The organism is Dactylosporangium sp. NPDC048998 (assembly GCF_043197855.1).
GTDB lineage: Bacteria > Actinomycetota > Actinomycetes > Mycobacteriales > Micromonosporaceae > Dactylosporangium.
In genome coordinates this window covers 215,635-242,420 of sequence record NZ_JBICTV010000006.1, presented here as the reverse complement: position 1 = coordinate 242,420, position 26,786 = coordinate 215,635, and the positions used below count along the sequence as shown (strand labels likewise).

28 protein-coding genes and 1 pseudogene are annotated in these 26,786 nt (G+C 71.8%); 14 read left to right on the top strand and 15 right to left on the bottom strand.

Annotated elements, in window-relative coordinates; translation table 11 throughout:
• Positions 1–16 precede the first annotated feature (16 nt).
• Positions 17–1,339 (bottom strand): MFS transporter, encoded by a 1,323-nt coding sequence (locus ACGFI8_RS17835; protein WP_392806009.1) that lies wholly within the window; start codon positions 1,337–1,339, stop codon positions 17–19.
• On the bottom strand, positions 1,336–1,944 hold the full coding sequence (locus ACGFI8_RS17830; RefSeq protein ID WP_392806006.1) for an ArsR/SmtB family transcription factor: 609 nt from the start codon (positions 1,942–1,944) through the stop codon (positions 1,336–1,338). The genes ACGFI8_RS17835 and ACGFI8_RS17830 overlap by 4 nt, the downstream gene beginning before the upstream one ends.
• Positions 1,945–2,145: 201 nt before the next feature.
• On the opposite strand from ACGFI8_RS17830, the gene ACGFI8_RS17825 reads away from it, so the two are divergent.
• Together ACGFI8_RS17825 and ACGFI8_RS17820 are read left to right on the top strand one after the other, a co-directional pair.
• Positions 2,146–2,613 carry a hypothetical protein gene (locus ACGFI8_RS17825; RefSeq protein WP_392806004.1) on the top strand — a complete coding sequence of 156 codons (468 nt, stop codon included), beginning with the start codon at positions 2,146–2,148 and terminating at the stop codon, positions 2,611–2,613.
• A gap of 141 nt (positions 2,614–2,754) precedes the next feature.
• Positions 2,755–4,215: a M1 family metallopeptidase gene (locus ACGFI8_RS17820; RefSeq protein WP_392806001.1), complete on the top strand. Its 1,461-nt coding sequence runs from the start codon at positions 2,755–2,757 to the stop codon at positions 4,213–4,215.
• Positions 4,216–4,349: 134 nt separating this feature from the next.
• Here the strand turns inward: ACGFI8_RS17820 and ACGFI8_RS17815 are convergent, their stop codons facing one another.
• The 3 genes from ACGFI8_RS17815 to ACGFI8_RS17805 all read right to left on the bottom strand — a co-directional run bounded on the left by ACGFI8_RS17815 (position 4,350) and on the right by ACGFI8_RS17805 (position 6,057).
• Complete coding sequence (locus ACGFI8_RS17815; RefSeq protein WP_392805999.1) at positions 4,350–5,036, bottom strand: hypothetical protein; 687 nt, start codon at positions 5,034–5,036, stop codon at positions 4,350–4,352.
• 64 nt (positions 5,037–5,100) lie between these two features.
• Positions 5,101–5,421, bottom strand: a complete 321-nt coding sequence (locus tag ACGFI8_RS17810) for a hypothetical protein (protein ID WP_392805996.1) — start codon at positions 5,419–5,421, stop codon at positions 5,101–5,103.
• Between the two features lie 156 nt (positions 5,422–5,577).
• Complete coding sequence (locus ACGFI8_RS17805; protein WP_392805993.1) at positions 5,578–6,057, bottom strand: hypothetical protein; 480 nt, start codon at positions 6,055–6,057, stop codon at positions 5,578–5,580.
• Between the two features lie 178 nt (positions 6,058–6,235).
• Here ACGFI8_RS17805 and ACGFI8_RS17800 point away from each other — a divergent pair, with 178 nt between their 5' ends.
• Positions 6,236–6,595, top strand: a complete 360-nt coding sequence (locus ACGFI8_RS17800; protein WP_392805990.1) for a DUF6578 domain-containing protein — start codon at positions 6,236–6,238, stop codon at positions 6,593–6,595.
• A 72-nt stretch (positions 6,596–6,667) separates the two neighbouring features.
• On the opposite strand, the gene ACGFI8_RS17795 is transcribed toward ACGFI8_RS17800, so the two are convergent.
• On the bottom strand, positions 6,668–7,333 hold the full coding sequence (locus ACGFI8_RS17795; RefSeq protein WP_392805988.1) for a hypothetical protein: 666 nt from the start codon (positions 7,331–7,333) through the stop codon (positions 6,668–6,670).
• 13 nt (positions 7,334–7,346) lie between these two features.
• Between ACGFI8_RS17795 and ACGFI8_RS17790 the strand changes: the two genes are divergently transcribed.
• Together ACGFI8_RS17790 and ACGFI8_RS17785 are read left to right on the top strand one after the other, a co-directional pair.
• Positions 7,347–7,757 carry a hypothetical protein gene (locus tag ACGFI8_RS17790; RefSeq protein WP_392805985.1) on the top strand — a complete coding sequence of 137 codons (411 nt, stop codon included), beginning with the start codon at positions 7,347–7,349 and terminating at the stop codon, positions 7,755–7,757.
• 87 nt (positions 7,758–7,844) lie between these two features.
• On the top strand, positions 7,845–8,390 hold the full coding sequence (locus tag ACGFI8_RS17785; protein WP_392805983.1) for a hypothetical protein: 546 nt from the start codon (positions 7,845–7,847) through the stop codon (positions 8,388–8,390).
• Here the strand turns inward: ACGFI8_RS17785 and ACGFI8_RS17780 are convergent.
• Entirely contained in the window at positions 8,365–9,099 is a 735-nt protein-coding gene (locus ACGFI8_RS17780; RefSeq protein ID WP_392805981.1) for a hypothetical protein, read from the bottom strand. The two genes, ACGFI8_RS17785 and ACGFI8_RS17780, sit on opposite strands and share 26 nt — an antisense overlap.
• 352 nt (positions 9,100–9,451) lie before the next feature.
• Between ACGFI8_RS17780 and ACGFI8_RS17775 the strand changes: the two genes are divergently transcribed.
• Positions 9,452–10,267 carry a HEAT repeat domain-containing protein gene (locus ACGFI8_RS17775; RefSeq protein WP_392805978.1) on the top strand — a complete coding sequence of 272 codons (816 nt, stop codon included), beginning with the start codon at positions 9,452–9,454 and terminating at the stop codon, positions 10,265–10,267.
• Position 10,268: 1 nt separating this feature from the next.
• On the opposite strand, the gene ACGFI8_RS17770 is transcribed toward ACGFI8_RS17775, so the two are convergent.
• Together ACGFI8_RS17770 and ACGFI8_RS17765 are read right to left on the bottom strand one after the other, a co-directional pair.
• Positions 10,269–11,732, bottom strand: coding sequence for a HEAT repeat domain-containing protein (locus tag ACGFI8_RS17770; protein WP_392805975.1), 1,464 nt, complete (start codon positions 11,730–11,732; stop codon positions 10,269–10,271).
• Between the two features lie 160 nt (positions 11,733–11,892).
• Positions 11,893–14,004, bottom strand: coding sequence for an MMPL family transporter (locus tag ACGFI8_RS17765; RefSeq protein ID WP_392805974.1), 2,112 nt, complete (start codon positions 14,002–14,004; stop codon positions 11,893–11,895).
• A gap of 331 nt (positions 14,005–14,335) precedes the next feature.
• Here ACGFI8_RS17765 and ACGFI8_RS17760 point away from each other — a divergent pair, with 331 nt between their 5' ends.
• On the top strand, positions 14,336–15,529 hold the full coding sequence (locus tag ACGFI8_RS17760) for an acyltransferase family protein (protein WP_392805971.1): 1,194 nt from the start codon (positions 14,336–14,338) through the stop codon (positions 15,527–15,529).
• A gap of 92 nt (positions 15,530–15,621) precedes the next feature.
• Here the strand turns inward: ACGFI8_RS17760 and ACGFI8_RS17755 are convergent, their stop codons facing one another.
• A complete protein-coding gene (locus ACGFI8_RS17755) occupies positions 15,622–16,548 on the bottom strand; it encodes a MerR family transcriptional regulator (protein WP_392805969.1) in 927 nt (308 codons plus the stop codon).
• Between the two features lie 91 nt (positions 16,549–16,639).
• On the opposite strand from ACGFI8_RS17755, the pseudogene eno reads away from it, so the two are divergent.
• The 3 genes and pseudogenes from eno (at position 16,640) to ACGFI8_RS17740 (ending at position 19,546) form a co-directional block, all read left to right on the top strand.
• Positions 16,640–17,921, top strand: a pseudogene (eno, locus tag ACGFI8_RS17750) (phosphopyruvate hydratase).
• A gap of 55 nt (positions 17,922–17,976) precedes the next feature.
• Positions 17,977–18,813 carry an NAD(P)H-binding protein gene (locus tag ACGFI8_RS17745; RefSeq protein WP_392805967.1) on the top strand — a complete coding sequence of 279 codons (837 nt, stop codon included), beginning with the start codon at positions 17,977–17,979 and terminating at the stop codon, positions 18,811–18,813.
• Positions 18,814–18,907: 94 nt separating this feature from the next.
• On the top strand, positions 18,908–19,546 hold the full coding sequence (locus ACGFI8_RS17740) for a hypothetical protein (RefSeq protein ID WP_392805964.1): 639 nt from the start codon (positions 18,908–18,910) through the stop codon (positions 19,544–19,546).
• A gap of 44 nt (positions 19,547–19,590) precedes the next feature.
• Here the strand turns inward: ACGFI8_RS17740 and ACGFI8_RS17735 are convergent, their stop codons facing one another.
• Positions 19,591–20,103, bottom strand: coding sequence for a hypothetical protein (locus ACGFI8_RS17735; RefSeq protein WP_392805963.1), 513 nt, complete (start codon positions 20,101–20,103; stop codon positions 19,591–19,593).
• A 65-nt stretch (positions 20,104–20,168) separates the two neighbouring features.
• Here ACGFI8_RS17735 and ACGFI8_RS17730 point away from each other — a divergent pair, with 65 nt between their 5' ends.
• The 3 genes from ACGFI8_RS17730 to ACGFI8_RS17720 are packed head-to-tail and all read left to right on the top strand — an operon-like array spanning position 20,169 to position 23,055.
• The gene (locus ACGFI8_RS17730) at positions 20,169–21,332 is read left to right on the top strand and encodes a sensor histidine kinase (protein WP_392805961.1); all 1,164 of its coding nucleotides are present in this window, start codon (positions 20,169–20,171) and stop codon (positions 21,330–21,332) included.
• Complete coding sequence (locus tag ACGFI8_RS17725) at positions 21,308–21,982, top strand: LuxR C-terminal-related transcriptional regulator (RefSeq protein ID WP_392805959.1); 675 nt, start codon at positions 21,308–21,310, stop codon at positions 21,980–21,982. Before ACGFI8_RS17730 ends, ACGFI8_RS17725 begins: the two co-directional genes overlap by 25 nt.
• A 50-nt stretch (positions 21,983–22,032) precedes the next feature.
• Positions 22,033–23,055 (top strand): DUF2332 domain-containing protein, encoded by a 1,023-nt coding sequence (locus ACGFI8_RS17720; RefSeq protein ID WP_392805957.1) that lies wholly within the window; start codon positions 22,033–22,035, stop codon positions 23,053–23,055.
• Here ACGFI8_RS17720 and ACGFI8_RS17715 read toward each other — a convergent pair.
• Entirely contained in the window at positions 23,052–23,729 is a 678-nt protein-coding gene (locus ACGFI8_RS17715; RefSeq protein WP_392805956.1) for a hypothetical protein, read from the bottom strand. The two genes, ACGFI8_RS17720 and ACGFI8_RS17715, sit on opposite strands and share 4 nt — an antisense overlap.
• Before the next feature lie 51 nt (positions 23,730–23,780).
• Positions 23,781–24,347: a dienelactone hydrolase family protein gene (locus tag ACGFI8_RS17710; RefSeq protein ID WP_392805953.1), complete on the bottom strand. Its 567-nt coding sequence runs from the start codon at positions 24,345–24,347 to the stop codon at positions 23,781–23,783.
• A 64-nt stretch (positions 24,348–24,411) separates the two neighbouring features.
• Between ACGFI8_RS17710 and ACGFI8_RS17705 the strand changes: the two genes are divergently transcribed.
• Entirely contained in the window at positions 24,412–24,825 is a 414-nt protein-coding gene (locus ACGFI8_RS17705) for a DNA-binding protein (protein ID WP_392805951.1), read from the top strand.
• An 18-nt stretch (positions 24,826–24,843) separates the two neighbouring features.
• On the opposite strand, the gene ACGFI8_RS17700 is transcribed toward ACGFI8_RS17705, so the two are convergent.
• Positions 24,844–25,500: a response regulator gene (locus ACGFI8_RS17700; RefSeq protein WP_392805949.1), complete on the bottom strand. Its 657-nt coding sequence runs from the start codon at positions 25,498–25,500 to the stop codon at positions 24,844–24,846.
• Complete coding sequence (locus ACGFI8_RS17695; protein WP_392805946.1) at positions 25,497–26,699, bottom strand: sensor histidine kinase; 1,203 nt, start codon at positions 26,697–26,699, stop codon at positions 25,497–25,499. The genes ACGFI8_RS17700 and ACGFI8_RS17695 overlap by 4 nt, the downstream gene beginning before the upstream one ends.
• Positions 26,700–26,786 lie beyond the last annotated feature (87 nt).

Genomic DNA, 26,786 nt, shown 5'->3' with positions numbered 1-26,786 from the left:
ACCTCCTGGCCCCCCTTCATGCTGGTTTTCCGCGTCGCCCGCCGGGTGCGCCTGTGTAGCCCGGACCACGGCCCGGTTCTCGATGGGTGCTGGTCGCCGCGCACGCGGTCATCGCCGCCCCGGGTAGTTCAGTTGGGACGCGCGTGTGGACCAGGGTTGCGGCGGCGATCAAGAGGCTGAGGGTTTCGCCGACGAGGACGAGCCGGTAGTCGAAGACGGCGATGAGGACGGCACCGAGGGCGAGGCCGGCGGTTTGTGGGCCGGTGGTGCAGACCTCGAGCGCGGCGTAGACGCGTCCTTGGAGGTGTGTGGCTGCCAGCCGCTGCAGGAGCGTGATGATGGCGATGACGATCCAGGGTAGGGCGGCGCCCATGATGAGCTTTCCGGCCAGGACCACGGGCAGCCACGGGGTGGCCAGGCACAGTGGGGCGCCGGCGAGCAGCGCCAGGCCGGCGACAACGGTGCGGATCTCGCCGAAGCGCCGGATCGCCGCGGCCGCGGACAGGCCGCCCACGATGGCGCCGATGCCGTGCGTTATCTGGGTGACGCCGATGAACTGCGGCGCACGGTGCAGACCCTGGCTGACGACGGCATAGCTGGTGGCGTCGCCGGCACCGAGGGCGAAGGCGGCGATGGCGCCGGCGAAGGTCACGCGGCGCAGCGCCGGGAGGCCGGTGAGAAATCGGAAGCCGGCAGTGATCTGGCCGGTGGCGCGGCGTAGTGGGCGGGTTGGGCGCTCGTGCCGGGCTGCGGCGTCGACCGTGTGTGTCTCGCTGATCCGGATGCGTGCGGTGAGGGCGGCCGCGGCGAGGAAGCTGGCCATGTCCAGCGCGGCCACGGCATGTCCGCCGAGGAATGCGAACAGGCCGGCACCGGCGAGCGGGGCGAGCACCCGCAGTCCCTCTTGGACGGTACGCAGTGTGGCGTTGGCGTCGGCGAGCAGGTCCGGGGGGAGCAGCGAGGTGAGCAGGGCGGACTGGGCGGGCGCGATGAGGACGTTGAGCAGGCCGTAGAGCAGCATCACGGTGTAGATGAGCCATACGTCGCGGCGGTGGTGCACCAGCAACAACGGGGTAAGAATGGCAGCCCCGGACAGATTCGCGGCGACCAGGAGCGGACGGCGGCGAACCCGGTCGACGAGCAAGCCGGCCAATGGCGCCAGCAGCGCGGGGGCGGTGAAGAACAGGAAGGTCAGTGCGGCGGCGGTGTCGCTGCCGGTCAGTGTTCTGACCCAGATCCCGCAGGCGAGCCAGAGGGCGCTGTCGCCGAACAGGGACAGGGCCTGTCCGGTCAGGTAGCGGCGGGCCTGCCGGTGCGTCCAGAGCCTGCGGGCGCTCATCGCGGTTGTCCGGGTGGGGCGTCGACCGGGTAGACGCCGATGAACACCTCCACGGGCACAGTGCCGTCCGGTCGCTGCTCGGGGTGGTCGTTGCGGGCAGCCCAACGGTCCCAGAACTGGTTTGCGATCGTGCGGTAGGCGTCTGCCATTTCGGCGGCCTCCGCCGCGGTCAGGTGCAGGATCGAGGTGTGCCCGGCGGCGGCCGCCTGCCACTCGGCGGGGTAGGTGGGCGCGGCGTCGACGAAGCGGCGCATCCGGGCCATGTGCCGGTCGAGGAGCACCCGATCCAGCGCCTGCGCGGCACGGGTGAACTCCGGATCGTCCGGCTGGGCGGGCGCCTTCCAGCCAGTGTGGGTGAGCCGCCAGGGCCGGGCCCTGCCCCGCCCGCCGCCGGTCTCCTCGACGAAGTTGTAGCGGGCCAGCTGACGCAGGTGGAACGAACATGTGGTCGGGGACTCGCCGATCAGCTCGCCGGCCTGCGTGGCGGTGAGCGGTCCGCTGAGCAGGGCTTCCAACAGTGCCAAGCGGACCGGGTGGCTCAGTGCGCGCAGGGTGCGCGCATCGGCAAGGGTGCGTTGGCTGCGCGGTACGGAGTCGTCAGGCACAGTGTCGAGAATATTCTCTCGATAGAAATCTGTCGAGAGAATATTCTCGATAAGTGGTTGACGGGGTGCCCGAGCCCTGGCGGCAAGGGCGCTTTCGGGCCGTGGCACTGGGCCGCGACTGCTCCGCCGCGCCCCCACAGCGAGGGTCAGATCAAATATGCTCGGCCGGCCCCGCTGCCCCCCTCCCCCGGATGAGGCGTCATGACCCAGCCAACCGCCCCACAACCGCATCAGATCCTGACGCCGCCGCCGGCCGCACCCCAACTGCTGCGGTGCCGATTCTGCGGCTGCGTACCGGCGGTGCAGACCACATTCCGCGGCCACCAGGGCATCATCGTGATGATGCGGTTCCTGAGCGTCAAGGGACCGTTCTGCCGCGACTGCGGCATGGCCGCCTTCCGCGACATGACGTCGAAGACCCTGGTCCAGGGCTGGTACAGCTACGGCTCGCTCATCGCGGCGCCGATCACGGTGCTGATCAACCTGTTTCGGCGGGACAAGGTCGCCAGCCTGCCCGCGCCGCAGCCACTGCCGGATGGCAACAGCCGCACGCCGATGGATCCCGGCAAACGCCTGCTGGCCCGTCCAATGACCATCATCGGGCTGTGCATCCCGTTCGCTCTGGTGGCGCTGCTCGTGCTGCTCGCCGGCTTGAACTCCGACGCCTGATGTCGAGCGGGCTGCCGGAGCGTGCAGGCTGCTGCACGCTCTGGCAGTGGAGGCGCAGCGCCTCGGCCGCATCGATCGGAATCGACCGGGTTCGTTGTCGCCGGGCATCGCGGCGGGTCGCGGTACCGTATGGTCTGCGCCGTGCGTCGATCATGGTTCCCAGTCGTTCTCTGCGCGGCCCTGCTGACGGCCGCCTGCACCGATAGCAACCCGAAGCCGGAGGCCGCCGACAGCGCGGCGCCAAGCGTCTCCCCCAGCCCGGCCGGCCCCGACTACAGCGTGTGGGCGGCGGGCCGCTCCACGCCGGTCGCCGATCCGATGTACCCCAACTACGGCAACCCCGGTGTCGACGTGCTGCACTACGGGCTCGACCTCGCCTGGCAGCCGGAGGCGAAGACGCTGACCGGCACGGCGACGCTCCAGCTGCGCGCCGCGGCCGATCTCACCGAGGTGAAGCTCGACTTCTCGAAGGCATACGCGCTCGACGGGATCACGCTGAACGGGGTGGTCGCCACCGGTACCGTCGCGGACACGAAGCTCACGGTCGCCGGAACGGTTGCCAAGGACGCGTTCGCGACACTCGTCGTCAAGTACCACGGCACGCCGACGACGGTGCCGATGCCGTCGCACCGCAGCGACGCCGAGCCGCTCGGGCTGACCGTCACCAAGGACGGCGGCCTGTGGACGATGCAGGAGCCGTACGGCGCGGGCACCTGGTATCCGGTGAACGACCAGCCGTCGGACAAGGCCCTGTACGACATCGCGGTGACCGTGCCGGACGGCTGGTCGGCGATCGCGAACGGCACGCTGAAGAGCCAGGACGGCAACACGTTCAAGTACACCTCGACGGAGCCGGTGGCGAGTTACCTGACGACCCTGGCCGTCGGGCAGTACAAGAAGGAGGCGGCGACCGGTCCGCACGGGATCCCGCTCACCTATTGGTACCGCCAAGGCCCCGACGACAAGGCCCTGCCGTACCTGCGCAAGTCGCCGCAGTATCTGGAGTGGCTGGAGAAGCACTTCGGCCCGTATCCGTTCGACAGCGCGGGCGTCCTCATGGTGCCGTCGGCCTCTGGCATGGAGACCCAGCAGATGATCACCATGGGCCTGCCCGACTACGACACCGACGCCAACTTCAAGAGGGGCTTCGACGCCGACCTGCTCCACGAGTACGCCCACCAGTGGTTCGGCGACGCGGTCACCCCGACGAACTGGAACGACCTTTGGCTCAACGAGGGCTGGGCCAGCTACGCGCAGCACCTGTACACCAACGAGCGCGACAAGGTCACGGCCAAGCAGTGGGAGGACTGGGCCCGCGGCGTCGACGCCCGGTTGCGCCAGCGGCTCGGCCCGCCCGGCAAGCCCAAGGCGGACAGCTTCGCGGAGAGCAACGTCTACATGTGCCCGGCCCTCATGCTGCACCAGATCCACAAGCAGATCGGTGACGCCGCGTTCTTCGCGATGGCGACCGACTGGGCGCAGAAGAACCGCGGCACGACCCAGGACCGGGCCTCGTTCATCGCGTTCGTGAACCAGCACACCGGCAAGGACTTCACGTCCCTCATCAACACCTGGCTGGACTCTCCGACCACGCCGAAGTAAGCCCTGGAAGGGAGCACCCGTTCAGACGGCTTTGCCGTCGGCGGTCGGGCGGGTGCCCCACCGGTCGCGGTGCTCGACGAGGCCGTCGCTCTGTGGACGTCGGTCAGGTTTTTCCTTCGACCGGGCCCCAATGGTCAGTCGGCCTGCAGCTGCAGCAACCGCAGCCGCAGGTCGGCGACCAGACGGTCCTGCCGGTGGAAGCCGTCCAGGAGGAGCGTCGTTCGCACGCCGCCGCGGTCGGCGGCGATACGCGCCCGCCCGGGGCCGGACACGGTCCAGGCGGACTCGTCGACGTCGGCGTCGAGTGGCTCGGCGGTGCCTGAGGGGAGCGAACCGGCGGGAAGCAAGACGGACGACGGGGTGGAAGCTTCGAACGTGACCACGTCGCCGCCGTCGTCCACCTCGACGATCTGCTCGAACCGGACCACCGTGCCGACCACGTCCACGTCCCAATCGGCGTCGGACTCCTCCCAGGTCGGCTTCCGGGCGTCGATGATGCCGCGCTCGTACCGCACGATCCAGCGACCTTCACCGTCTGCCGGGAACAGCAGCGCACCGACCGGGCCGGCGGCCACGAGCCCTGCGCCGTACAGTCCGGCGACGAGGGCCAGGATGCCGACCATCTCGCCCGTGGCGTAGTTGTAGGCGACGGCGGCGAAGTACGCCGGGACCACGCCGGCCGGGACCGCGGCGAACAGGCTCCACGCGAGCCGGCACAGCATCCGAATGTTGCGCCGTTCCAGCCTGTGCACGCTGACCACCGCGCCGAGGTCGTACTTCTCCGCCAAGGGCGCCAAGGATCGAACCGGGAACCACGTCATGCCCCGCTCCAAGTCACGCGTTCCTGTTCCGCTGAGGGTAGCGCCCGTGCGCAATGACCGGGTGTCAGTCTTCGACCCCGTAGCCCACGAACGCATAGACCCCAGGTATCAGCTGTTCGATCTCCGCGCCTACCCGGGCGCCCTCGTTGGCCCAAGCCTCGTCCTGGTCCTTCTGGACCTCTTCAGGCATGAGCCCGTAGCTGTATCCGGAGTACAGAAGTATCCCCAACGCGCCCTTTTCGTATCCGTCGTAGTCGTAGACGCGCGGGTCGGCCGGCTCACGTCGATCATTCTTCAGTCTCAACCTGCCAACGGCAGATCGAACAAGCTGAAGAATCGTCTCCCGCTCGTCCTCCGATACGGCCGCGCCATCCTTCCTCGACACGAACAGGGCTGGACCATAAGCGGACATTTGTTACCTCTGATCTTCGCCGACGACCGACCCAAGACGCCCGCGTATCGCTGGACCTTGTCCGATACCGCGTCGCATCGTCAAGATACGCGCGACTCACAGTCCCGCTGGCGGCCGGTGCAGCGCACGTCAGCCGCCGAAGCCTGCGTACCGGCCTCCGTAGCGGCGCGCAAGCGATGACAGCTGAGCGATACGGGCATGGTGGCTGGGGTCAGGCGGCAGATCTGGGAATGCCGCCGCGATCTGCTGACCGCCCGAACTGCTCCGGTCCTCGATCCGTTGGAGGCTGACCTCACCGCCGAGATCTGTCAGTGCTGCCATGCATGCGTCGACGACTTCTGGCTCGTCCGGGACGTCGACGTAGTAGACGGTTCGACGAGGCTTCGGCGCCGGATAGTCGCCGTACTCCTCCGACATCGCCCAATGCATACGCTGGCACAGGTCAGCCAACAGGGCATTCAGTTCACCGGCCGAAGCGCCCTCAGGCAGCGGTCCATGATCGGTGAGCCGGTCGAGCAGACTACGCACCAGGTCCGGCGCGAGTTCGTCGGCCATGAGATGGGCATGCACCGTGACCAGCACGCCGAAGATCGCCTCAAGGTCCGACACTGGTAGCGCTCGAGGGCGTGACTCCACTCATGCCACGCTACTGGCCTCCCATCAGCGCAACGACCTCCATGTCAGAACAGGCCCAAGATCGGGTGCACGGTCATATCGCCGACGGCGCCTCTGTCACCTTCCGTAAGCCGGCTCCGTCGTCCCGTACCGCCCGGCACACTGGATCATCGTGACGATCAGCATATGGGTGGACAGCTGGCAGCTTCAGTGCTGCGGCGAACCATTTCGCATCGACGCCGGCGTCTCGTGGAGGCTCACCTATGACCGTGACCTCGCATGGTTGGCCGACGTCCTAGCGCCGACGGCGGTCCGCGTGGACGCCGCAGAAGATCACCATGGCGGTATCACCGTGCCGACGAGCGGTACCGTCACGCGGATCAGAGAGCTTCACTGCCGTTTCGATCCGGGTCCGGTACCGGGCTCCGGACAGCTCAGCGATGTCGAGGAGACGGTCAAGTGGGTCGATGATCGCGGCGATCTACGTTTCGCCGGTTTTGTGGTGGAGTTCAAAAGGGATCAGCAAGCATGAGCCAGGCTCGGATCTTCACGTCACCCCAAGATCAGGAGTCCCGATTTCCCGCGATCAGTGCACTACGGAACGTCACGGCAAGCTGGATCGAAGCCCTGGTTCGCGACCGACGTAGGTGTGCTCTTGGGCGTCGCGGTGCTGGTGCACGTCGTCGCCGACCTCATCGCCGGTCCTGGTCGTTTCCTTCATTGAGGCCCGTAGCCAGGGGCCGGCGAGCGCGCCGAGTGGGCAGCTGATCAGACTCCAGCGGCTTTGTGGCGCGCTCACCGGGGTGGTGGTGACAGCCGGGGGATGGTGGGTGATCATAGGTCGTTCACAGCGTCCGGCGTCAGGTTGGAGAGCACCCCCATGGCTCGTCTCGACATCGCCTTTGGCCGACCGGAACTGGCGGCGGTGCGTGACGCCGCCACTCGCGGTGACATACGGGCGCTTGGGACGGCGTTGACGGCCGGACTGACCAGCGCGCACGACAGGCTCGACCGGATACGGATCGCGGTCGACACGTTGACGGCGCGAAACGGCGCCTCGGTACCCGCTGGCCTCGACGAGTGGGTGCGCGCCGAGCCGGCCAACCCGACGGCCCTCGCAGTGCGCGGCGGTGTCGAGGTGGGCCGGGCGTGGGAGATCCGCGACGGCGCCCTGGCCCGCGAAACGCAGGAGCAGCGGCTGCGTGACTTCATCGCCACCCTCGGGCAGGCCGAGGGCTACTGCCGGGCGGCCGCGCAGGGATGCGGTCATCGCACTCGGCCCGATGTGGGGCGGTTCGGTGGAGCTGGCCGTCGACCACATCCGCAAGTGGTTGACCTCGGCCCCGGCCGGCTCGACGCTGCCCGCGCTGTTCTTCGTCGCCCAGTACCAGCGCTTCCTCAGGGAGGGGCGAGGCTTCGTCCGCAACGCGGAGGTCCGCGCTGAGGGCCATCGGGCGGCCGAGCAGCTGCCCACCCGGCCCTGCTCGACCCCGGACGAGTTCCTGGCCCACAATTATGCGGCCGCCTGGTTCGCACTGAGCCGCGAACCCGGCCGCGCCAACGCACACTTCAAGCTTTTGCGTGGCTACGCCACCGAGTACCCGTGGGCATTCCTCGGCGCCGCCGCGGGCCAGCGCGCACTGGCCACCTTCCGTGGCAAGCGTCAGAACGCCCTGCTCCGCCTGCCGCTATGAGCCGGCGTATTCATAGGTCGCGGGTGAAAGGCGGGCGAACGGCCGCTGTCCGACCCCCGTCGCGGCGAGGTCCGCTACGGTACTGCGGTGACTCCGCTGAGTGAAGTTCTGTTTCTTGGAGGCCGGTCGGGCGTCGGCAAGAGCAGCGTCGGCAATGAGATACACATCCAGTTGTCAGCAGCAGGTTTTCGGCATTGCGTGATCGAGGGTGACAACCTCGACTTGGCCTATCCACCGCCGTGGGAGCATGGACTGGGCGAACGGAACCTGGCCGCGATGTGGGCCAACTACCGTTCTTTGGGCTACCGCAGGTTGATCTATACGAACACTGTGAGCGTAAGGTTCATAGACAGCCTTACTCGGGCGATGGGCGACGATCCCAAGGTCACGGCCGTCTTGCTGACTTCTAGCGACGCCACAGCTCGGCAGCGGCTGATCCGACGTGAGATCGGCACCGCGCTGGAGCAACACATCGAACGAAGCGACATCGCCGCGCGGGAACTCGAAAAGGCCGTTCCGCCATGGGTACACCGGGTAGCCACCGACGACCGACCCGTCGATGATATCGCCAAGGAGATCATCAATCTGACGGGCTGGATCACGATGCTCAAGCATCGGACCACACCGGATTGAGTCCACCCTCCGAGTCGTAGAAGAGATACGGCCTTAGCTCGGGCGACGAGATCAGTGTGCAAGAGAGCCTGGACGGGTTGCCCGCAGCGGCAAGGAATGGCTGGGAGCCGAGCAGGTCACGAAGGCCGGAGAACGGCCATGGCGCACCGAGCAGTCGTCGGATCTGGACCAGGATCGCCACGGCGTCCGACGGTATCCGGTCGACATAGATATCGGCTGCGGCCGGCAGATGCCAGCGTGCCATCGAGCTTCTGCGTCGGCAGCCGGGCAGATGCTCAACGGTGGGGCCGGCGGAGCCCACACCGGCCAGGCCGCACCACCAATCCACATCGATCGTCAGCTCACCGGTTTCCAACAGGGCAGGCGTGAACCACTCCAAATCGACGACAGGAGCGACGCCGCGGACAGCAACAGCGGCAACCTCATCCGGTAGGCGGACGCCGTGCTCTTCGACGTAGTGCGCCAAGCCCTCGGGCCACACGAAATGCTCGCCATCAGTCTTCTCGGTACTGCCGTTTGCGGCACCACACAACCGGCAGACGGATACGCCGGCTGCAGCGGCGAAGACCGTGCCGGATCGAAGATACGCGGCAACGGACCGCTGCATCGTGATGTCGGCGTCGGCCCTTACGAAGTCGCAGACATCGGGCATCCCTTCCGGCGCCGCCCGACCATCCCAGTACCCGATCAGCCTGAGAACTTTGGTCATCGTCAACAACCCCACCCTGGATCGAGACCGCCCACGGTAGCAAGACAAACGCGGGAAGCCTCCTCGTCCGGCAATCACGGCTGAGCAGTTCACCGCCACGGAGCGCTCCATCCGCCCTGAAGATCCGAATCACCGACGTAGTTCCGGTGACCGATCGACCGGCTGGACGCGATCCGGATGAGCGGCGAGCTCATGAGCCGCTGGCGCGGTGACCACAGCACGCTGGTCTTGCTCGTCGGCGAACAACTCGGCGCGACCAACCTCGAGGTCGCGGCCGAGGCGGCGACCGTCCTCGGCACCGGTCACGCGATCGCCGAACCCGGCCCGGGAGGCATTGGCCGCGCAGGTCGCCATGCAGCTCGCGGAGCACGGATCGCAGGTGTGGGCGGCACCGCGGCCGCAACTGCGGCGGGCACATCAGAAGGCGGTCCTGGCGCTCGCCCGCCTCGGCGATACGCGGGCCCTGCCCAGCCTGCTGGTGGCGCTCGACAGCGGGGTCGACGCCTTGCTGGCCATCCAGGTCGCCGGGGCGCTGCCCCAGGCCGCCGAGCAGTTGGTGCCGCGGTTGTGCGACCACCTGCGCCGTGTCGACCTGGCCGACCAGTGGCAGGAGACGAGCGCGAACGCGAACCTGCACGCCCTGGCGAAGCTCGGTGACCCCACCGCGTTGACGGCGATCACCGAGGCGCTCGCCGCGGCGGCGCGGCACGAACGCTGGAGTCCGGTGTGCTCCGCTTTGGAGGCGCTCGGGGCGCTCGGCCCCGCAGCGGCGCCCGCCCTCGATGCGATCCGATCGCTGAGCACCGTCGAGAAATTTTGGGTACGGCCCACGGCCGTCGCCGCGCTGTGGGCCGTCAGCGGCGATCGGGAGGAGGTGATGCCGCTGCTGCTCGATCTGCTCAACGGCTACGCGGCTCAGGCGGCGGCCGACGTGCTCGGCCAGATCGGCCCTTCGGCCGCGGCCGCGCTGCCGCGCCTGCGCCATCTGCTGACGGACAAGTACGAGTGGGTCCGCGTCCATTGCGCCGCCGCGCTCTGGGAGGTCGGCGGCGAGCCTGAGGCACCGGCTGTCGTGGACACGCTGCTCCAGGCGTGGACGGAGAACTCGGCGACGGGCAACCAGGTCGTGGCTTGCCTGACCCGGATGATCGAGGCTTGCGCCGACTAGATCAGGCGCCCGAATCGGTCAGCCAGGCTGTGAGGAGCCCGGTGGTGTCGTTCCCGAGCGCTGGGGCTGCTTGATGGGCCAGTTCGGTGAGTTCGGCGTGCTCGGCTGCGGTGACGAGCAGCTCTGGGCGTGGGACGCTGCGCCATGACGGTTGGGCTGCCTCGCGGGCGAGGCGGGTGACGTCCGCCAGTCCGCGCCGGGCCAACCCGGCATCCGGGTCGACGGTGAGGATGAGGGCGGCGCGCAGATGGAGGGCAGTGGGCCGGTCACGCAGGAGGCGGTAGCCGGCCCGGCGCAGCTCGGCGCGCGCCTCGGCCAGCAGTTGCCAGGCCAGGCCGGCCGCCACCCGGCGGGGAAAGGGCCGCAGTGCCGCGGTCGCCTCGCGTACCACCGCCGGGGACGGGTCACGCAGCAGCGGGATCGTCGCGTCGATATCGGCGGCGTTCAGCTGGCCTAGCGCCCGTACCGCCTGGGCGCGGATCGTCCCGGAGTCGTGGGTCAGCAAGGGGCGCAGCAGTGCGGCGTCCGCGGCGGTGCCGGTCTCGGCCAGCCCGGCGATGGCGCCAGCCGGCGGTGCCGGTTCGGTGACCGCGGTGCGGTAGTACCCGAGTACGTCGGCGCCGCAGCGGCGGGCGGCGTCCCGGGCCACCGCGCGCACCAGTGGCGCGTCATCGGCGAGATGGCCGACGACCGTGGTGTCTTCGCCGACGCGTACCAGCCCGGTGAGCGCGAGCGCCCGCACGTCGGCGCGCCGGCTGCGGGCGAGCCGCTCAAGCACCGGCAACCGGCGGGTCCATACCGCCTCGCGGCAGGCCGCCTCGGCGGCCCGGACCCGGATCCACACGTCGTCCGACTCCGCCGCCGCGAGCAGGTCATCCAGACCCAGCCAGCCCTGCGTGCGCGCCACGTCGAACACGAACCGACGCTGGCGCCGCTCAGCAGCACCGGCCAACGCCTCGCGAACCGTCACCGGTGCGGTGATCAACGCGGCGAACGCCTGCGTGTAGGCGAAACCGCCGCGAAGCCGGGGCTCCAGCAGCAGTACGGTGGGCAGCGCGGCGGGCAGATAGGTGCCGGGATCGTCGGCGAACAGCACGGCCAGGCCGCCACGCGCCCGGTCCCGTACCTGCGCCACCCAGTCGCCGGTACGCAGGGCCAGGAAGGGCATCAACTCCGGTGACGGCCGGTCGAGCATCGCCGCGATGGCGCGCTCGCGTACGCGCCCGTCGGTGTGGGTGCTGGCCAACGCGACCGCGATCGGGCCGGCCGGTGTCCCGTCGAGACGGGACGCGAGCCGGTTGAGGGCCGGCGAGTGGTACGACGAGTTCCACAACACCCGCCGAGCGTGCTCATCCAGCCGGACGACCAGTGTCGGCCGGTCGCCGAGTACGCGCAGCGCCGCCCGGGCACAATCTTCGTCGCCGACGGCATCGACGTCCGCCAGCACGTCCACCAGAGCGTCCACGGCCTGCCGACCCCGACTCGCCGCCCCGTCCGCGGCGACCTCGACAGCAGCCAGCCGTGGCTGCGGGTCCGCGGTCGCCGGCCGCCCGCGCCAGCGGTTTCGTCTGAACCAGTTCACCCCGACATGGTGCCGCATCGTACGGGCGACACGGCCCGAGTTCTTATGAAGCGGCGACGGTCGGTTCGAGCTCCCTCGTGTCCGCGGGTTCGTCGGTGACCTTCGACAGGGCGCTCGGCCACCACATGTGGCGGCCGGCGTCGAGGTTGAGGGCGGTCACCAGGACCGAGCGGACGATGATCGTGTCGAGCAGGACGCCGAACGCGACCGCGAAGCCGATCTCGGCGAACGCGGTGAGCGGGAGCGTGGCCAGGACCGCGAACGTGCCGGCCAAAACCAGGCCGGCGCTGGTGATGACGCCGCCCGTCGCGGCCAGGCCGACCAGGGCGGCGCGACGCGTGCCGTGGCGCGGGGACTCCTCGCGGACGCGGGTCATCAGGAAGATGTTGTAGTCGATGCCGAGCGCGACCAGGAACACGAAGACGAACAGCGGGAAGCTGGTGTCCGCGCCGGCGAAGCCAAAGACGTGGCGGAACACCAGGGCGCTGATGCCCATCGCGGCGCCGAAGGACAGTACGACCGTCGCGATGAGCACGAGCGGGGCCACGATCGAGCGCAGCAGCAGTATCAGGATGAGCAGGACGACGGCGAGGACGACCGGGATGATGAGGTCGCGGTCGTACTTCGCGGCGCGCCGCACGTCCAGGTTGATCGCGGTCGTACCGCCGACCTTCGCGTCGGCGCCGGGGATGGCGTGGACGCGGTCGCGGAGGCGGTCGACGGTCGCGTACGCCGCGGCGCTGTCGGGCTCGTCGACGAGGTAGGCGTTGATGTACGCGTGGCCGTTCCGCGCCGGGAACGCGGTGACCGTCGCCGGGTTCAGGCCGCTCGTCCCGGCGACGGCGGCGCGGATCTCGCCGGACTTCGCCGCGGCGCCGATGACGACGACCGGGGTGCCGGCCGCGGCCGCACCGTGCCGGGCGAGGACATCCTCGCCGACGACCGAGTCCTGGGTGCCGCGGAACGACTCCTTGGTCGTCAGCCCGGTCGCGCCGAGCTGGACGATGCCGATCGTGGCGAGCGCGAGGACGGCGGCGGTGACGATCCAGACCGCGCGCGGGCGGCGGCCGATGCGGGCGCCGATGCGGGCCCACAGGCCGGTCGTCGTCGGCTCCGGCGAGCCCAGGCGCGGGCGCAGCGGCCAGAAGATCCAGCGGCCGCAGATGGTCAGCAGCACCGGCAGGAGGGTGAGCATCACGGCCAGGCCGACGGCGATGCCGATCGCGGCGACCGGGCCGAGGCCCTTCGTCGAGTTGGTCTCGGCGAACAGCAGGCACAGCATGCCGAGCACGACCGTCCCGGCGCTGGCCACGATCGCCGGCCCGGCCCGGTGCAGGGCCTCGGTCATCGCCTCGTGGCGGTCGCTGTGGCGGCGCAGTTCCTCGCGGTACCGTGCGATAAGGAGCAACGCGTAGTCGGTGCCGGCGCCGAAGACGAGCACCGTCAGGATGCCGGCGCTCTGCGCGTTGACGATCAGCCCGGCGTGCCTGGCCAGCAGGTAGATCACGCCCTGCGCGACGACGAGCGCGACGCCGGAGGAGATGACCGGCAGCAGCCACAGCAGCGGGCTGCGGTACGTCACCAGCAGGATCACCACGACCACGACGACGGTGCTGGCCAGCAGGTTGGTGTCGATGCCGGCGAATGCCTTGCTCGAGTCGGCGGCGTTGCCCAGCGGGCCGGTGATGTGCACGGTCATGCCGTTCGCGCCGGCCTCGGCAGTGGCGCGCAGCCGCTCGGCGATGTCACCGGCCTTGTGCCAGCCGTTGCCGCCGAGGTTGAGCGGCACGACGATCTGGGCGGCCTGACCGTCGTTCGTCAGCTGCGCGTCGAAGACCTTGCCGTCGAGCTCGGGCATGGCGCCGAACGCCCGGGCGTCCGCCGCGAGCTTGGCCTTGTCCGGGTCGGTGAGGCCGGCGGCGCGCTCGTAGACGACCACGGCCGGGATGGTGTTGGGCGAGGTGAAGCTCGCCTGGATGTCGAGGACCTGCACCGACTCGGCGCCGCCCGGCAGCCACGACTTGGTGTCGTTCTTCTCGGCATCGGAGAGCTTCTGCGACACCGGCAGTGCGAGGGCGACGACGGCCAGCCAGAAGACCACGAAGCCGTACTTCACCCACCGCCCCGCGATGAGTCCCGCGACAGATCTCGTCATGGATCGATGCTGCCCCTCATGTAGGTAGCGACACTACATATTTGACGCGGCACACTGTGCCGGGGCGACGACTCGACGCGGGCCCACGACACCCCGGTCGCGGGGCAGCGCGTCGGTGACTCACGCTAGCCGCAACCGGCCGTCGTCGTGGCCGAAACACCTGGAACCAGGCGCGGATCGCACACGCCCCTGTCACCTTTGAGACGTAGTTCCGATTCGTTCGGATTCGTTCGGATTCGTTCGGATTGTGGACGCACGCCACCGGGCAGGGACCTATGCGCCCCGAAGCGCGATCTGGCGGGCATACCCCACTCCGGTGCACATTTGTGGAATGGCATCGACGTGTGCCGCGAGCGCGACCGAGACGACCGCCGGCCGCCTGGCGTACCTGGACCGCCTGAAGATCCTGTTTGTCGGCGGTGTCATTTTCGGCCACGCATGGGCCGGGTACTCGAATTTCCAGGGTGCGTGGGTCTATACCGACGTACGGGAGGCGACCCTGCGGCCGGCCTCCGCCGCCGTGCTGGAGGCGCTGCTCGGGCCGTTCGCGCTCTTCGCGATGGGCATGTTCTTCCTCATCGCCGGCCTGCTCACGCCCGGGTCGGTCGACCGCAAGGGGCCGGCGCGGTTCGCCCGCGACCGGCTGGTCCGCCTCGGTCTGCCCCTCGCCGTGTTCACGTTCCTGCTGTGGCCGCCGACGGCGTACCTGCTGGACCGGCTCGCCGGCACGCCCACCGGCTCGCTGTGGTCGGCCTTCGCCAGACCCGACCCCGTCCAGCTGTGGTTCGCCGAGGTGCTGCTGGTGTACTCGCTGGGCTACGCGGCGCTGCGGGCCGTCCGGCCGGTCCGGCCGCCGCGCGCGTTACCGGCGGCCACCCGGCTCACCCTGCCGCGGCTGTTCGCGGTGTCGGCCGCCGTCGCCGCGACCTCGTTCCTGATGCGGGGCTGGTTCCCGCTGAACACCGACGGATGGCTGGGCCTGCACCTGTGCCAGTGGGCGCAGTACCTCGCCCTGTTCATCCTCGGCCTGCTCGCGGTCCGGCACGGCTGGCTCGACCCGGTGCCCGACCGCCTGCGCCGCGCCTGCGGCATCGTCGCGATCGCCGGCACCCTGGCGATCGCGGCGTTCGCGCTCATCGTGGCCGAGTCCGGCGCCTCACCCGAAGAGTTCCTCGGCGGGTGGAATCCGGCGGCCCTGGCCACCGCGGCGGCCGAGGGGCTGCTGTCGGTCCACCTCGCCGTCTGGCTGCTCGGCACGGCCCAGCGCCGGCTGACCCGCCCGCCCCGCTCCCCCGCGGCGACGCGCGACGCGTTCGCGGCGTTCCTGGTCCAGGCGCACGTGCTGGTCGTACTGGCGCTGGCCGTGCGGCCGGTGCCGGCACCCGCCGAGGTCAAGGGCCTGGTCGTCAGCCTGGGCGGCGTGGCGCTGTCATTCGCCGTCGGTCACCTGCTGACCGGGCTCGGCTCACGACCTGCCGGCGCAGGCGCAGGGGTCAGCGCCAGCACCGACCCGCCGCCGGTGTAGGGCCGGCCGACGTGCGGGGCCGGGGCCGGCGATTCGACCGGCGGCAGGTCGTCGAGCAGGGTGGAGTCGTCATGCCGGGTGTACGAACGGGGTCACCCCCGATTCGGCAACTCGGACGGCTGCCGCCCAGCCCGTGAGCGGTTGAGCCAGCGCAGCACCTCGTTGGCGTGTGTGGACGGGGCCGGGATCGGGTGGAAGACGTGCTCGACGCGGCCGCCCGCGACGACCAGGGTGAGGCGGCGGTAGAGGGTCATGCCGCCGGCGGTGAACGTGGGCAGTCCGAGCGCGGCGGCCAGGGTGAGCCGGGGGTCCGGGATCAGGGGGTACGGCAGCCTGAGGCGGTGCGCGAGCTCCCGCTGGTAGCCGGCGGACTGCGCGGACAGGCCGTAGACGCGCGCGGCACCAGCGCCGAGCAGCTCGCCGTGGTGGTCGCGGAACCAGCGGGCCTGCTCGGTGCCGCCGCGCGCGCCGGGGATCTCGAGCAGGCCGTCGGGCAGGTCGACGCCGGGGCGGCCGGTCAGCGGGTACACGAACAGCACGGTCCGGCCTTGCCCGAAATTCCGGAAATTTACGGGCTTGCCGTCCGTCGCGAAGATCTCGGCGTCGGGCATGGCGCGGCCGACCAGGTCCGCGGGATCGACGCCGCCCGCCGAGATGTCCGGACTTTTCGTGACGTTGACCAATGCGAGGCGCGCCTCCAGGGCATCGCGCTGCGCGGTCAGATGGCCGATGCGCTCCTGCAGGCCGCCGATGGCGCTGCGGTAGGTGGCCAGGGCCGCCGCGCACACGTCCGACTCGTCGGCGCCGGCGGCGAGGCTCTCCACGAACGGCCGGGTCTCCTCCACGCTGAGCCCGAGCGCGGTCAGTTCGCGGATCTGCACGACCAGCCGCACGGCGATCGGGTCGTACTCACGGTAGCCGTTGCCGAGGCGGCGCGGCACGACCAGGCCCACCGACTCGTAGTACCGCAGCGCCCGTATGGTGGTCCCCGAGCGCCGCGCCAGCTCCCCCACGCGCATTCCTCAGACCCTAAACCCGCACCCCAGGGTGCGGGTCAAGGTGAGCGTCATCGCGTCGCCGAAGCGGTCCTGAGCTGCCAGGATCTGGCTCATGACAGTCATCGAAGAGGTCGTCGCCCGCCAGATCCTCGACAGCCGCGGCAATCCGACCGTCGAGGTCGACGTCCGCCTGAGCGACGGCTCGACCGGCCGGGCCGCGGTGCCCTCCGGCGCGTCGACCGGCGCCGCCGAGGCAGTGGAGCTGCGCGACGGCGACCCGCGGCGCTTCCACGGCAAGGGGGTCGCGACCGCGGTCGCCAACGCCGCCGGGCCGCTCGCCGACGCGGTCCGCGGGCTGCACGCCGAGGAGCAGGCGCAGGTCGACGCCGCCCTCATTGCCGCCGACGGTACGCCGGACAAGAGCCGCCTCGGCGCGAACGCGATCCTCGGGGTGTCCCTGGCCACGGCCAAGGCCGCCGCGGCCGCGAACCGCCGGCCGCTCTACCGCTACCTCGGCGGCGACGGCGCCGCCCGGCTGCCGGTGCCGATGATCAACATCGTGAACGGCGGCGCCCACGCTGGACTTCCAGGAGTTCATGGTCGCGCCGGTCGGCGCGGCGACGTTCTTCGAGGCGGTACGCATGGGCTCGGAGATCTTCCACACGCTGCGCCGCGCGCTGGCCGCGGCCGGGCACAACACCAACGTCGGCGACGAGGGCGGCTTCGCGCCCGCGTTCACCACCGCCGACGAGGCGCTGCGGTTCGTGACCGAGGCGATCGCGGCGAGCGGTTACGAGCCCGGCGGTGACGTCGCGATCTGCCTGGACCCGGCGGCGTCGGAGTTCTACCGTGCCGGCCAGCAGGGCGGCGCGTACGACTACGCCGGCGAAGGCGTCGCCCGGTCGACCGCCGAGCACCTCGACCACCTCTCGGGGCTGCTGCGGCGGTACCCGATCGCCTCCGTCGAGGACCCCATGGCGCAGGACGACATCGACGGCTGGCGCGCGCTGACCGCCCGCGAGGGCGCCGGCACGCAGCTCGTCGGCGACGACGTCTTCTGCACCGACGCGGCCCGGCTCGCCGCCGGCATCGCGGGCGGCTACGCCAACTCGATCCTGGTGAAGGTCAACCAGGTCGGCACGCTGACCGAGACGCTGTCCACTGTGGACACCGCCCGGCGGGCCGGCTACCGGGTCGTGATGTCGCACCGCTCCGGCGAGACCGAGGACACCACGATCGCCGACCTGGCGGTGGCCACGGGCTGCGGGCAGATCAAGACCGGCTCGGTTTCCCGCTCCGACCGCACGGCGAAGTACAACCGGCTGATCCGCATCGAGGAGGAGCTCGGCGCCCGGGCCGAGTTCCCCGGCGCGGCCGCCCTGCGCCCGGCGTAGCCCCGCGAAGGCGCGGCTTGACCTCAAGCGCTGTTGAGGTCGCAGCATGGCCGGCATGACGGACATCGACCGGGCGCTGGTCGTCGGCGCGACCGGCAACATCGGCCGGCACGCGGTGGCCCTGCTGCACGAGCGGGGCGTCGCCGTGCGCGGGATGGCCCGCGACCCGGCCCGTCTGCCCGCCGGCATCGAGCCGGTCCGCGGCGACGTGCGCGACCCCGACGCCCTGGGCCGGGCGCTCGCCGGGGTCGACGCGGCCCTGCTGATCTGGCCGCTCCCGACGGCGGACGGGATCGAGGCGGTCGCCGCCGCGATGGCCGGCGAGGCGCGGCGGGTCGCGTACGTCTCGGCGCTCACCGTCCGTGACGACCGCCCGCCGGCCGAAAGCGGCGTCTGGGGCGAGGTCGAGGACGCGATCCGGCGCACCGGCGTCGCGTGGACGTTCCTGCGGGCGAGCGGGTTTGCCGCCAATACGCGACAATGGGCGGGGAACATCCGGGCTGGGCGGGTGGTGCGGGTCGCCTATCCGGAGGCGGCGCGCTCGCTCATCCATGAGCGTGACATCGCCGAGGTCGCCGCGCGCGTGCTGACCGAGCCCGGACACGCTGGCGCCGCCTACACGCTGACCGGCCCCGCCGCCCTCACCCAGGCCGAGCAGGTCCGCATCCTGGCCGCGGCCGCCGGGCGCCCGGCACGGGTCGAGGCGGCCACGCCGGAGGAGGCGCGGGCGCAGCTGGGCTGGGCCGACCCGGGCTGGGCGGAGGCGATCCTGCGCCATTGGGCCTCGCTCGTCGACTCGCCCGAGCCGGTGACCGGCACGGTGGAGCGGCTGACGGGGACGCCGGCGCGCTCGTTCGCGCAGTGGGCCGCGGAGCACGCCGCCGAGTTCTGATCCTTCCCGGCGCTGCGCCTTCCGCGGCACCGCCCCGCCAACCATCTGACCGCCCCGCGGCGTCCTCTCAGGCAACCAGACTTTAGGAGGATCGATGCGCCGCCAGCTACTCGTGCTCCTCCCGTTCCTGCTCGCGCTGTCCGCCTGCACCGGCACGACCGGGTCGCAGCCCGGCGGCCCGGTCACCCCGTCGTCGATCCCGATCGACATCGGCCCGAGCGCCCAGGTCACCGGCAACACGATGCCGACGGGCATCGTGGTCGACGGCAAGGAGTTGGTGCTGTTCTTCTGGATGGCCTCCAACGTGCCGGTGTTCGCCCAGGCGGTGCGCGACACCAGCACCGGCGCCGTCAGCGAGGACGTCGGTATGTGCCGCGGCGGCACCGGCGCCGAGTCCCAGCCCCCATTCCTCGGCCTGCAGCAATGCGTCGCGTCCGACGGCTCCCTCATCGAGTTCGGCGCCTTCCGAGGCGAGGCGGCGCGAGTCACCAGCGAGGCCGAGGGCACCATCACCGAGGCATTCTTCGCCCGCTGGAACAAGGACACCATCACCGTCTTCTGGCTGCGGCGCCACGGCAAGCCGGCGCCCGCCGCGATCTTCTACCCGGACCGCGGCGAGACGAGCCCAGGGCCGGCGGAGCAATACCCCCTTGTCACCGTCTACAGCACCAAGGGCAAGGCGATCGCGTCCGCCCGGATCCGGCCCGGGATGGCCGAGCAGAAGGGCGGCTGATCCTCAGGCGGCGAAGCGCGGGATGCGGTCGGCTGTCACCTCGATCAGCACCTGCCGGCACGGACGTCCTGCGCCGCGCGGACGACCAGGTCGGGTTGCGCGTAGTGGATGTAGTGGTCGGTGGTGCCGGCGATGAGGAAACAGCCTCGGCTCGACAGTCCGGCGAGCCGGCGTTGTGCATCGAGTGCCGCCGTAGGCTGTCCGGCAGCGGCGACGACGACGATCGGCCGGTCGCCCCAGACGGCGGGGCGGACGGTCGCCCGGACCTGGCGGGCGCTGTCGAGGCTCGCGGCGACCTCGGCGCCGGCGGCGGTGAGCGACCCCGGCCCGTAGACCACCGGCGCGGCCCAGCGGGCCAGGGGCGGCGCGTTGTCCGGGATCAGCAGGTCGCCGAACAGTCGCACGACGCCGAGGCGAGCGGCGGTGCTCTCGGCCGCGAACTGTACGGCGAGCGGCGTCCTGGCGGCGTTCAGGGCCGTGGTGGCGTTCTCGTCGCTCACGTCGAGCAGGACCATGCCGAAGGTGGATTCGGGCCACCGGCCGGCGAACAGGCGCACGACGTGGCCTCCATAGGAATGCGCGACGAAGACGTACGGTCCCGGCTCACCGGCCGCCAGCAGCCGTGGCGGGAGCGGTGCTGAGCCTGACGCTCGTCGGCGTGCCCGTGCTGGTCGCGTTGGCGCTGCTGGGCCTGCCGGTCGCGGCCGTCGAGCGGCGGCGGTTGCTCCTGGTCGACCGGGAGCCGCTCGCGTCGCCGCACCGCGTCCCGCACCGCGCCGGGTTGCGCGGCTGGCTCGGCACCCGGTTCCGGGAACCGGCGACCTGGCGTGAGCTGGCGTACACGCTGCTGCTCGCGGTGCTGCTGCCCCTGGAGCTGCTGGTCACGGTCTACGCGGTGGTGTCGCCGGTGCTGGTGGTGCTGGCCTGGCCGCTGCTGGCCAACAGCCCGCCGGACGCCACGGTCCAGGGCTACCCGGGCTGGGTGATCGCCACGGAACCGCAGGCCTGGCTCGCGCTGCCGATCGGGCTGATGCTCGTCGTCGCCGCGGTGTACCTCCTGCTGGCCACGACCGGCCTGCACGCCGCGCTGGCCCGGGCGTTGCTCGCACCGCGCGAGGAGGAACTGCGGGCGAGGGTGATCGAGCTGACCCGCTCGCGTGCACGGCTGGTGGAGGCGTTCGACGCCGAGCGGCGGCGCATCGAACGCGACCTGCACGACGGCGCCCAGCAGCGGCTCGTGGTCCTCACCATGACACTCGGACTGGCCCGGCTGGAACTGCCGGAGCCGGGCGGTGCGCTCCCCGGCTCCGCCCGCGATCTCGTCGTGCGCGCGCATGACGAGGCGAAACGGGCACTCGGCGAACTGCGGGAGCTGGTGCACGGCATCCATCCCCGGGTGCTGGCCGACCATGGGCTGCCGGCGGCCGTCGAGGAGCTGGCCGACCAGCTGAGCATCCCGGTCGTCGTCGAGCTGCCGGTGCCTCGGCGCCTGCCGTCCGCGGTCGAGGCGGCCGCGTACTTCGTGGTGCGCGAGGCGCTGGCGAACGTCGTCAAGCACAGCGGCGCCCGGCACGCGTCGGTGACCGGGCAGCTCGGCTCCGGCACGCTCGTACTCACCGTGCGGGACGACGGAGTGGGCGGCGCCGACCCGCAGCGGGGCACCGGCATCATGGGACTCGCGGATCGGGTCTCGACGGTCAACGGCCGACTGGTCCTGACGAGCCCGCCGGGCGGCCCGACGACACTCACCGTGGAGATCCCTTGCGATCAGACCGAGACCAGGTAGGTCGCCGAATAGTCCTCGCCGAGGACGGCGTGCTGCTGCGCGAGGGCCTCACCGGCCTGTTGCACCGGTTCGGCCACCAGGTGGTCGCCGCGGTGGGCGACACCGACGCGCTGCAACAGGCCGTCGCGGAGCACGGCCCGGACATGGTGATCACCGACGTGCGAATGCCGCCCGGCTACACCGACGAAGGGCTGCGTGCGGCGCTGTCCGTCCGGCGCGTGCGGCCCGGCTTGGCCGTGCTGGTGCTCAGCCAGTACGTCGAGCAGACCTACGCCGCCCGGCTGCTGGAGTCGGACGGCGCGGGCCTGGGCTACCTGCTCAAGGACCGCATCGGGGACATCGAGGAGTTCGCCGCCGCGGTGCGGCAGGTGGCCGCCGGCGCCACGGTCGTCGATCCCGAGGTCATCCGGCAGCTCCTGCGCAGGCGCAGGGAAAGCTCCCCGCTCGAACGGCTCTCCCCCCGGGAACGTGAGGTCCTCGCGCTCATGGCCCAGGGGCGCTCCAACAGCGCCATCGCCGAAGCACTGGCCGTCAGCGAGGCCGCCGTGACCAAACACATCGGCAACCTCTTCACCAAGCTCGACCTGCCGCCCGCCGATACCGATCACCGACGCGTCCTGGCCGTCCTCGCCTACCTGCGCGGCGGATGACCGCATGCATCACTCGCCCCCCTCCGGCCGGGCGGACTAGGCTCCGGTGTATGTCGCTGCGGGGGACGACGGCCGATGAATACCGGTATTTCGCCTCGGTAATGGCGCGGGGCAGTTCACCGCTCTACGAGCGGCTCGCCCTCGGCGTCGCCGGGGACGCGGAGCTGATCGGCATGCTCGACGGGCTGCCGCCCGCCAAGCGCCAGCCCAATCTGCTCTTCGCCGCGGCACGGCACGTGGGCGGGACCCCGGGCGGATACGCGCAGTTCCGCGACATCGCCCTCGGCCACCGCGACGCGGTCGTGGCCACGATGCTCGCCCGGCGCACGCAGACCAATGAGCCGGGGCGGTGCGCCGCGCTCTACCCGGCCCTCGCCGCGCTGCCGCAGCCGCTGGCGCTGCTGGAGGTCGGCGCCTCCGCGGGGCTGTGCCTGCTGCCCGATCGGTACGCGTACGAGTACACCTGCGACAACGGCACCACGGTCCGGGCCGGCGCGGCGGACGGTGCGCCGCGGCTGCGCTGCCGCGTCGAGGGCGCGCCGCCGGCCGTGGGGACGGACGCGGTGCGCGTCGCGTGGCGGGCCGGCATCGACCTCAACCCGCTCGACGTGACCGACGAGGACGACGTGCGGTGGCTGCGCACGCTGGTCTGGCCCGAGCAGCACGACCGGCTCGCCCGCCTCGACGCGGCGCTCGAGGTCGCCCGCCGCGACCCGCCGCGGGTCGTGGCCGGCGACCTCAACGACCGCCTCGACGAGCTCGTCGCCGAGGCGGGTGCCGAGGTCCGGTCGGGCGCCACGCTCGTGGTCTTCCACACCGCCGTCCTGGACTACGTGCCGGAGCCGGGGCGCGGCGCGTTCGTCGAGCGGGTCCGGCGCCTGGACGGGCACTGGCTCTCGCAGGAGATGCCGGGGGTGTTCGCGCAGATCGACGCGCGGCTGCCGGGGCCGCCGCCCGAGGACACGATCGCGTACGTCGTGTCGCTGGACGAGCGGCCGCTGGCCTTCTCCGCCATGCACGGCGCCTGGCTGCGCCCGCTGGCCGACTACGATCCGGCGACCGATCAGCACTAGGCCATCGGCGCCGGCAGCGCGATCCAGGTGGCGCGGGCGGTCGCCAGGACCGTCCCATCGGGGCTGTACACAGTGGACAGTACGTCGGCCTTGCGGCCACCGCCGCCGATGTGGCGGCCCATCACCACGCACGTGTCGCCCGGCCGTGGCAGGGCGTCGATCCAGGCCGCGAGCCGCCCCAGGACGTACGGGCGGCCGCCCGACGGTGCGATGACCGACCAGCCGCCGGGGCAGTCCAGCGCGGCCCACATCGTCACCTCGGAGACGTCGCCGGGCACGTGCCAGGGTGCCGCGGTGCGGCCGTCCGGCAGAATGCCCGGGTGCAGCGCGAGACCGTCGTCGCGCCCGGTGCCGCAGACGTAGCAGGTCGGGAACGGGTGTGACTGCAGGCCCGGGTAGCGCTTCGCGGCCTCCGCGGCGTCGCTCAGCGGCACCGGCGGCACGGCATCCGCCCGCTGCGCCGGCGCGGGGCGGGCCTCGGCGATCAGCTCGTCGCCGGCCAGCGCCCGGGCCGCGGCGGCGTCACGCACCACGGCGAGGTCGGTCTCCAGCGGCGGCGGGCGGCGCAGCGTCACCTCCGCCGGCCCCAGGCCGAGCTCCGTGGCCAGCAGGCCGGCGCTGTAGCCGCCGTTGCCCGAGCCGGGCGGGCCGTTGTACCGCGCCGCGATGCGCATCCGGTGTCTCCGTTCCTCCGCTGCCGGTCTACAGATGATAGGGAACGCGAATCAGCAGGTCGCGAGGAAGTCCAGGGCGCGCCGCCAGGTCAGCGCGGCCGCGCGGGCGTCGTGGTCGGGCAGGTCGGCGTCGGTGTAGAAGTGGGCCGCGCCCGGGTAGGTGAAGACGCGCACGTCGGCGCCGGCGGCCGTGGCGGCGGAGTGCCAGGCGGCGACATGCTCCGGGGGCGCGAACGGGTCGGGGTCGGCCACGTGCAGTTCGACCGGGAGGTCGAGGGCGGCCGCCGCGGGGATCGCGGCGAGGCCGTGCAGCAGCAGTACCCCGGCGGCGTCGGGCCGGTCGGGCAGCAGCGCCTGGACCACGCCCGCGCCCATCGAGAACCCGGCCAGCACGGCGCCGGCCGGCAGGTCGCGCACGGCCCGGCGGGCCCGCTGCGTGATGGCGTCCCAGCCGATCCGGTCCTTGAGCGCGAACCCTTCCTCGATCGTGGCGCCGGTCCGCCCGGCGTACAGGTCCGGCGCCACGACGTGGTGGCCGGCGGCGCGCAGCCGGTTGGCGGCGCGGCGCTCGACGGACCGCAGCCCGTACACCGAGTGGAAGAGCGCGACGTGGGCCATGCCCATGATTGTGGCTTTGAACGTCTTGTTGAAAACATATCGTTCATCTGCCAGAGTGGTGGGCATGACCGAGCTCTTCACCCGCCCCGATCCGGCGCAGCGGCGCGCGGACCGCGTCCACGGCGCCCTGGCCCACCTCGTCGAGCGGCACGCGGCGAGCCCCGAGCACCGGTCGCGGCAGGTCCACCCGACGTTCGCCGCGCCGCACGAGATGGTGCGCCTGGTCGCCGGGCTGGCCGGCGGCTCGATCCCGGTCGAGTCCGGCGAGCCCGGGCTCGACACGAGCGACCTGCTCGCCGCGCTGACCCTGCTGCCCGACGTCCGCGCGGAGCTCGACGCGATCGAGCTGCAGCTGCTGACCAGGGCCCGCAACGGCGCCATAACCTGGCAGGACATCGCGTGCGGGCTGGGCCTCAACTCGCCGCAGGCGGCGCGGCAGCGCTACGAACGCCTGGAGGCTCGCGCCGACGAGGCGTGATCACCCGCTCTCAAGGGTTCACGCGGCCCCGGGGCGGATGAGGCCGCTCTCGTAGGCGAACGCCACCGCCTGCACCCGGTCACGCAGCCCGAGCTTGGTCAGCATCCGCGACACGTACGTCTTCACCGTCGCCTCGCCGAGGAACAGCGCGGCGGCGATCTCGGCGTTGGACAGCCCGCGGGCCACCAGCCGCAGCACGTCGACCTCCCGCTCGGTGAGCCCGGCCAGCTGCGCCGCGGCGCGCGGGTCGACCGCGGGCGCCCCGGCGTAGGACTCGATGACCCGCAGCGTCACCGCCGGGTCCAGCAGCGCCTGGCCGGCCGCGACCGTGCGCACCGCGTGCACGAGCTGCTCCGGCGGTGCGACCTTCAGCAGAAACCCGCTCACCCCGGCCCGCAGCGCCTGGCGGACCGCCTCGTCCTCGTCGAACGTGGTGAGGATGATCACCTTCGCGGACGACTCGGCGAGGATGTGCCGGGCCGCCTCGATCCCGTCGCCGCGGGGCATGCGCACGTCGAGCAGGACCACGTCGGGCGCGGCCCGGCGGACCTCGGCGCGCGCCTGCTCCCCGTCGGCCGCCTCACCGACGACCTCGATGTCGGCCTGGTGGTCCAGCAGCATCCGCAGCCCGGCCCGGATCATCGCCTCGTCGTCCGCCACGACCACCCGGATCATGCCCGGATTCCCTTCACGGCCCCGGATTCGGTACCGAGGGGAAAGACGGCCCGCACCGTGTACCCGCCCGGCCGCGCCCCAGCGCTCAGCGTGCCGGAGAACGCCGCCACCCGCTCCCGCATGCCGATCAGCCCGTGGCCGCCGGGCGAGGCACCCGCCGTACCGACGCCGGACTCGTTGTCGACCGTGAGCGACACGCGCCCGGGCTCGCGGCGAAGGCACACCGTGGTCGGGGCGGGCCCGGCGTGGCGCAGGACGTTGGTCAGCGCCTCCTGCAGCACGCGGTACGCCGAGATGTCCTGCGCCCGCGGGATCCCGGCTAGGTCGCCGTCGACGGTGAGCGAGACCGGCAGCCCCGCGGCGCGCACCTCGGCGACGAGCTCCTCGGCCCGGGCGAGGGTCGGCTCCGGCGCTCCGCCCGGCGAGATGTCCGGCGAGGTGTCGCGCATGATGCCGACCAGGGCCCGCATCTCCTGCACCGACTCGCGTCCCAGCCGCTCGATGCCCTCCATCATCTCGGCCTGGGGCGTGCCCGCCGGCAGCGTGCTGCGCACGGCGCCGAGCTGCAGGACCATCACGCTGATCGAGTGGGCCACCGCGTCGTGCATGTCGCGGGCGATGCGCTGCCGCTCCCGCGCGACCGCGGCCCGCTCGCGGGCCTCGCGCTCGGCATCCAGCGCGGTGTTGAGCCGCGCCAGCAGGTCCGCGCGGTCGCGCAGCCGGCGGGCGAGCAGGCCGACGCCCCACGCGCCCCAGCACATCAGGCCGAAGAACAGGTTCTCCCACGCCTGCCCGCCGAGCCCGGACACCGTCGAGCCCGCCGCCCGCCCGGCGATCCAGGTGCCCAGGCTCGCCATGAGCTGCAGCGCCAGGGGCGCCGGCCAGGACGCGGCGTTGCGAGAAGAGCCGGCTCGAACGACCCGGTAGCCGGCCCAGGCCGGGGCGGCGAAGAAGCCCAGCACCGCGGCGCCCGTCGGCCCGTGCAGCCCGCCGACGACCGCGATCGGGAACGCGAGCCCCACCACGACCGCCCCGGCGACCGGCCGCCACGCGCCCAGCAGCATCCCGCCGGCGACGGCCGCCAGGGCCGCGGCCGGCGCGGCCGGGGCCGCGGAGAACTGCGCGTCGAGGAGAATCTCGACGGTACCGACGCCGGCCAGCGCGGCGGCGAGCCCCCAGGGCACGGTCAGGCGGTGCATGCCGGCGATCGTAAGCGGCGCCGGTCAGCCGCCGGGTCGGCCGTGCGACGGACAGCGTGACGGCTCCGCGTCCCCCGCGCGGCGGAC

Excerpts from the sequence above, each read along its gene's own strand:
- ACGFI8_RS17720 (WP_392805957.1), top strand. The coding sequence starts at position 22,033 with ATGTCGCTGCGGGGGACGACGGCCGATGAATACCGGTATTTCGCCTCG.
- ACGFI8_RS17825 (WP_392806004.1), top strand. The coding sequence starts at position 2,146 with ATGACCCAGCCAACCGCCCCACAACCGCATCAGATCCTGACGCCGCCG.
- ACGFI8_RS17760 (WP_392805971.1), top strand. The coding sequence starts at position 14,336 with ATGGCATCGACGTGTGCCGCGAGCGCGACCGAGACGACCGCCGGCCGC.
- ACGFI8_RS17710 (WP_392805953.1), bottom strand. The coding sequence starts at position 24,347 with ATGGCCCACGTCGCGCTCTTCCACTCGGTGTACGGGCTGCGGTCCGTC.
- ACGFI8_RS17780 (WP_392805981.1), bottom strand. The coding sequence starts at position 9,099 with ATGACCAAAGTTCTCAGGCTGATCGGGTACTGGGATGGTCGGGCGGCG.
- ACGFI8_RS17775 (WP_392805978.1), top strand. The coding sequence starts at position 9,452 with ATGCAGCTCGCGGAGCACGGATCGCAGGTGTGGGCGGCACCGCGGCCG.
- ACGFI8_RS17705 (WP_392805951.1), top strand. The coding sequence starts at position 24,412 with ATGACCGAGCTCTTCACCCGCCCCGATCCGGCGCAGCGGCGCGCGGAC.
- ACGFI8_RS17755 (WP_392805969.1), bottom strand. The coding sequence starts at position 16,548 with ATGCGCGTGGGGGAGCTGGCGCGGCGCTCGGGGACCACCATACGGGCG.
- ACGFI8_RS17740 (WP_392805964.1), top strand. The coding sequence starts at position 18,908 with ATGCGCCGCCAGCTACTCGTGCTCCTCCCGTTCCTGCTCGCGCTGTCC.
- ACGFI8_RS17765 (WP_392805974.1), bottom strand. The coding sequence starts at position 14,004 with ATGACGAGATCTGTCGCGGGACTCATCGCGGGGCGGTGGGTGAAGTAC.
- ACGFI8_RS17835 (WP_392806009.1), bottom strand. The coding sequence starts at position 1,339 with ATGAGCGCCCGCAGGCTCTGGACGCACCGGCAGGCCCGCCGCTACCTG.
- ACGFI8_RS17815 (WP_392805999.1), bottom strand. The coding sequence starts at position 5,036 with ATGACGTGGTTCCCGGTTCGATCCTTGGCGCCCTTGGCGGAGAAGTAC.
- ACGFI8_RS17715 (WP_392805956.1), bottom strand. The coding sequence starts at position 23,729 with ATGCGCATCGCGGCGCGGTACAACGGCCCGCCCGGCTCGGGCAACGGC.
- ACGFI8_RS17790 (WP_392805985.1), top strand. The coding sequence starts at position 7,347 with ATGTGGGGCGGTTCGGTGGAGCTGGCCGTCGACCACATCCGCAAGTGG.
- ACGFI8_RS17795 (WP_392805988.1), bottom strand. The coding sequence starts at position 7,333 with ATGACCGCATCCCTGCGCGGCCGCCCGGCAGTAGCCCTCGGCCTGCCC.
- ACGFI8_RS17700 (WP_392805949.1), bottom strand. The coding sequence starts at position 25,500 with ATGATCCGGGTGGTCGTGGCGGACGACGAGGCGATGATCCGGGCCGGG.
- ACGFI8_RS17745 (WP_392805967.1), top strand. The coding sequence starts at position 17,977 with ATGACGGACATCGACCGGGCGCTGGTCGTCGGCGCGACCGGCAACATC.
- ACGFI8_RS17695 (WP_392805946.1), bottom strand. The coding sequence starts at position 26,699 with ATGCACCGCCTGACCGTGCCCTGGGGGCTCGCCGCCGCGCTGGCCGGC.